General features: G+C 56.1%; 6 protein-coding genes. All 6 read left to right on the plus strand.

Annotation, left to right across the window (positions count from 1 at the left end; all coding sequences use genetic code 11):
• A partial coding sequence (locus tag GX108_06190) for a peptidase S55 (GenBank protein ID NLO56626.1) occupies nucleotides 1-1,020 on the plus strand: 1,020 nt, incomplete at its 5' end.
• Nucleotides 1,021-1,029: 9 nt separating this feature from the next.
• On the plus strand, nucleotides 1,030-1,812 hold the full coding sequence (locus GX108_06195) for an ABC transporter permease (protein ID NLO56627.1): 783 nt from the start codon (nucleotides 1,030-1,032) through the stop codon (nucleotides 1,810-1,812).
• 16 nt (nucleotides 1,813-1,828) lie between these two features.
• Nucleotides 1,829-2,587: an ATP-binding cassette domain-containing protein gene (locus GX108_06200; GenBank protein NLO56628.1), complete on the plus strand. Its 759-nt coding sequence runs from the start codon at nucleotides 1,829-1,831 to the stop codon at nucleotides 2,585-2,587.
• Nucleotides 2,584-3,855: an MCE family protein gene (locus GX108_06205; GenBank protein NLO56629.1), complete on the plus strand. Its 1,272-nt coding sequence runs from the start codon at nucleotides 2,584-2,586 to the stop codon at nucleotides 3,853-3,855. The genes GX108_06200 and GX108_06205 overlap by 4 nt, the downstream gene beginning before the upstream one ends.
• Entirely contained in the window at nucleotides 3,773-4,531 is a 759-nt protein-coding gene (tmk, locus tag GX108_06210; GenBank protein ID NLO56630.1) for a dTMP kinase, read from the plus strand. Before GX108_06205 ends, tmk begins: the two co-directional genes overlap by 83 nt.
• A gap of 109 nt (nucleotides 4,532-4,640) precedes the next feature.
• Nucleotides 4,641-5,253 (plus strand): DNA polymerase III subunit delta' (locus tag GX108_06215; GenBank protein NLO56631.1); only part of this gene is annotated, 613 nt, incomplete at its 3' end.

Below are 5,253 nucleotides of genomic sequence, written 5' to 3' on the forward strand. Positions count from 1 at the left end.
CGCTTCCTCGCCTTCGCCCACCCCTTCACAAACCGTGGAGCTGTGGCCTACCCCCTCGCCCGGTCCTGGATCCACCAGGTCGTGCCCAGCATGGAGACACCCTTCAAGATCGGAACGCCCACGTCCATCGTGGGGATTGTCACCCAGGACAGGCCCCAGGCTATCGGGGGTATGGTCGGTCGTTTCGCCCCCGTCATGGACATTTCCCTCAATTTCCGGGATGTTGATTCCGGGACCGAGACCTTCAAAAGGTTCAAGACCGCCTGCGACCCCTTCATGATGACCAAGGTCATCCCCGAAATGGTCACTGGCCTCGTGGATAACGTATGGGGGCGCGTGGGGGAGGGGAGTGCCAAGATCACCTTTAAGATCGAGGGGGGGGGGCTCGTCGAAGGTTGGCAGAGGACGAACATGTTCTTTTCATCCACGGATTTGTCCAAAACCCTTTTCTCCGAGTTCACCGACCTGGTGAACGCTGTATCGCTCAACCCCTTCTTCGAGGTAGCCCCCTTCGGAGTGCAAATCGACATCGAGGCCACGGCCGAACCCAGGGTCGTCCTGATAGAGGACGTCAACCTGTCCAGCAAAACTGTCCCCCCGGGGGGTAGCTTCGATGTGGAGATTACACTCCGGCCCTTCAGGAAGGAACCGGTGATCCAAAAGTTGACCCTTAAGGCGCCCCGAGACGCGAAGGGTCCTTGTGAAGTGGTAGTTCGTGGTGGCGGGATAGAGGAACCGGACCAAGATTCGATCATCATGGGTTGGAGGACTATCCGGAGCCTCGAAGAACTCCTGAGGGAATTCTCAGCTATGGAGACCAACGACGAGGTCGTGGCCGAAGTGAGAAGCTTCGGGCCGCCTGGGGAGGACCCCGAATCCTCGGAGGCAGAGGAAAATCAGAAAAAATTGAGGAGCCAGGTCAAAGAAGAGAGTATCGAAGAAGGTTCCTTCAAGAGCTACCGTTCCAACTATTATGTTGACGGTCTTCAGAGAAGAATGATCAGGGTGGTCCCGGAATAGGGAGGTAGAATGTTGAACCTTCTTCCTTGGATCGGAAGGCAAGCCATAGAGCTTTTCTCCACCTTGGGCTTCTTTTTTATCGTCGGCCTCAGGGCTTTCGCCGGGACCTTTACGGGCACCTGGAGCAAAGGTGACCTTTTCGAACAACTGGAAAGGGTCGGTGTTGGTTCCGTTCTGGTCGTTTCCATCACGAGCGCCTTTACCGGGATGGTTCTGGCGGTGCAGACCCTAGACCAGTTCGTCCGTTTCGGCGCCACCGGCTACATTGGCGGGGTGATAGCCCTGAGTATGGTGAGGGAGATGTCGCCCGTACTTACCGGTCTTGTGGTCAGTGGTAGGATTGGGGCAGCCATGGCCGCCGAGATCGGCTCCATGAAGGTGACGGAACAGATCGACGCCCTTAGGACCTTTGGCCTGGATCCCCATGTCTTCGTCGGTGTGCCAAGGTTGTTGGCAGGCCTGATCATGCTGCCCGTCCTCACCCTTTTCTCCTTTGTGATCGGCATCACCGGGGGTTTCCTCTACGTAGCCGCTCACGGAGTGAACGCCCATCTTTTCAGAAGGTCCGTCGAGGCTCTTCTGGCTCCATCCGATATCTACGGGGGGCTGCTGAAGGCTGCCGTCTTCGGTGTTCTGATCGCAGTCTCAGCCTGTGGGCAGGGTTTTATGGCAGGTCAGGGCGCCCGGGGGGTTGGTACAGCCACCACCAAGGCCGTGGTCTGGGGTAACATGCTTATACTGGTCTTCAATTACGTCCTCTCCTCCATGCTCTTTGGAGGTATTAAGGGGTGAGGCCGTGGATCCGGTCATGAAGATGCGGGAGGCGTCGGTTTCATTTGACGGAAGGGAAGTGATCCGGGGGATCGATATGACCCTTTCCGCCGGAGAGATCACTTGTCTCATGGGACCATCGGGATGTGGAAAGACCACGGCCCTCAAATTGGCCTCCGGGCTTTTGAAGCCCGACAAGGGCAGGATCGGACTGCTGGGCAAGGAGATAGGTCCCGAAACACAAGAGAAAGAGCTCGCCGAAACCAGGAAGAAATTGGGAGTGGTCTTCCAGGGAGGGGCTCTTTTCGATTCCCTGTCGGTGGGACAAAATATCGCTTTCCCCCTTAAATACTGCAGGGGCATCGAGGACCCTGAGTCCATCGCCAAAATGGTCCTGGGCATGCTCGAGCACGTGGAACTCGGTGATATCAGGGACAAATACCCAGCCATGCTTTCGGGAGGCATGAGAAAAAGGGTCGCCATTGCCAGGTCTCTCGTACATAGCCCGTCCCTCCTGCTCCTCGACGAACCTACGACGGGTCTTGATCCCGTGACGGCCCGCCATATCGACCAACTCGTGGTCGATCTATGCAATGAATTCGGTTTCACCGTGCTCGTGGTAACCCATGATATCGTTTCCGCCCTGGGCATTGGGGACAGACTATTGCTGATGCATGAAGGCGAGATCACCTGGCGGGGGAGTCCCCGGGAGTGGGAGAGGTCCGACCATCCCATGGTGAAGAGTTTCGCCGAAGGGATGATATCCGTCGGAAGGACAGGAGGCGGGAAGCAATGAACAGGGAGATGAAAGTCGGCCTTGTGGTCTTCTCGGCCATTGTCTTTCTGGGAGCCTTGGTCTTTGTCAGCGGGGGGGCTCGTTTCCGGCAACAGGGCTATTCCTTCGGTATTGTCTTTCCCGATGCCATGGGTCTGGATACGGGAGCCCCCATCCTGGTCTCGGGCGTTGAATCGGGAAAGGTCGTCGGCATAGAGCTGTTGAAGGAAGGGGTGCTGATAAGGGTAAATGTAAGGAGTCATGTCGTAGTGCCTCTCGACAGCCGTTTTATCATCGATACGGGTGGACTCTTGGGCGAACCGCGAGTCAAGGTCACGAGGGGAGCCTCCCTGGAGAACATCACCGAAGGTGACGCTGTTTCCGGGACTATCCCACCGTCTCTGGATGAAATAATGTCGGACATCAAGGCCAGCCTTGGCGGGGTCCAGTCCACCTTTTCCAATATAAATTCTTTCCTGGCGAAATTATCCGAAGCCGCCGGCCAATTCCAGGAGTTTTCCAGGGAAGCGCGCGACCAGGTTAAAAGAGCCGGAGATTCGCTGGCAGCGCTTACGGATAATATCGATGCCCTGGTCCAGGAGAACAGGAATACCCTCATGGTGTCCCTCGATAACCTTTCCATGCTCCTGGAAAACCTCAAAAGCGTCGTCAGTCAATTTGACGAAGGGGGAACATCCGGGAAGGATCTCCGGCAGATGGTCGTAAGAATAAAAGAGGCGGCGGAAAGCCTCGACACGCTTTCAAGCAAGATCGAGGCAGCTCTCTTCGACGACAGGGCGTCGGCACCTTCAAGGATACGGGAAGTAAAGGAAATGGTGGGTAAAGCCAACAGGATCATCTCCGACATAGAGGACCTCGCTTTCGAAGGTAATGTCGGCCTTTACGGGGGAGTTTCGGGTTCGAACGAGAGCGACCTGATGGGAGATATTTCTCTCTGGGTCAAAAGCCGTTCCAGGAGGATGGGATTCCTGATCGGCGCCGATGATATCGGAGGCGATTCCAGGGTCACCGCGGGCCTGGGGTTCTATGGTGACCGGTGGGGGTTCTGGGGAGGATCTGTCCGGGGTTATCCTGGGGCGGGTCTCCTGTTGCACCCCGCCGGAATCCAGAGCCCCCTCTCCATCGCCGCCCAGTGGTGGAACGAAAATGGCGGAAGCTGGTCCCTGGAGGGACGGTTCCGTTTCGATGAAAGCTGGGGTGTTTTCTATCGTTACCTGGAAAAAGGCGGCGGCGGTACCGGGTCAGTGGGGGTATTCTATCGTTTCTGATGAAGGGCACCCCCCCGGAGGCCTCTTTATCACCTTTGAGGGGATCGACGGATCCGGGAAAAGTACACTGGCCAGGTTCGTCTTTCGAGAACTGGGAGAGGAACTGGGCGTGGACCGGTTGATCATGACCTATGAGCCCGGCGGCTGGGATGGAGGAGAGTCGCTGAGGGCGATCATCCTGGAGAGAGACCTCAAGAACGTCCTTACCGAGACACTTCTTTTCCTGGCCGATCGGACCGAACACGTGGAAAGGGTCATACGGCCAGGATTGGAATCGGGGAAGGTAATTCTCTGCGAAAGGTACTCCGACTCTACCCTGGCCTACCAGGTATTCGGCAAGGATTTTCCAAGGAAGATCGTGGAAGATATAAGTGCTCGTGCGGGTTTCCCAAAGCCCGATGTAACCTTCTGGCTCGACGTCCCCGTTAAAGTAGCCATGGAAAGGATCGTCACCAGAAAGGGTGATCCTGACAGGTTTGAGAAGGATAAATTGCTTCTTGAACGCATCAGGATCGGTTATGGAGCCATGGGACATGAGGACCCGGAAAGGTTCAAAAAGCTGGATGGCACCATGGATCCTGAAGTTCTGAGCAATTCCGTGGCATCAACCATTATGGATCTATTGAAGAGAAAGAGAGGCGGCGGTGAAATACCTTGGCAAGAAGGAGAAGGATAAAGAATTGAACAGCCCAGGGCCAAATGTAAAGGATAATCTTACCGCTTTTGTCGACGAGGTTTCCTCCAGGGTAGGATCTTCGGGGGCCCGACTTCCCATTGCCGGGGTCATGCCCCAATCGGTTCATAGGGATTTTGCCCTGTCTTGCGCCAGGAAGATTATGTGCTTTTCCGGCAATGGTTGCGGAACCTGCCCCGCTTGCAGTGCTTGGAGCAAGACGGAACATCCGGACCTGCTCCTTTTCGGAAATCTCGGGGAACCTCCCGGGATCAGGGACTGCAGGAAGCTTTGGGAGGAACTCTCGTTGAAACCCATCGCTTCCAGGAAGAGAGTGGCCGTGATCCATTCCGCCCATAGACTCTCACTCCCGGCGGCGAACAGCCTTTTAAAGATAACCGAAGAAACTCCGTCGACGGGTGCCCTGATCCTTTTACTGGAAGAGGACGTGCTCATTCCCGCCCTGAGGAGCAGGTTGAGGATTTTCCAGTTTCGCGAAGGTGAACGGCCGGGTTCCGATGGCCGGCCCGTACCCTCGGGGATTTTTGAATTCGTCAAATGGATCGGGAAGACCAGGAAAGTGGATCCAAAGGTCCTCGCCGTGGAGATACAGTGTTGGGTGGAACATTTCCTATCCAGGGAAGATCCTTCGAGAGCTTCGGACCTGGATACGATCCGCCTCCTGGCCGAAAAGGGCAAGCTGACTACTCCCATGGTCCAGGACC

The organism is Thermovirga sp. (assembly GCA_012523215.1).
GTDB lineage: Bacteria > Synergistota > Synergistia > Synergistales > Thermovirgaceae > 58-81.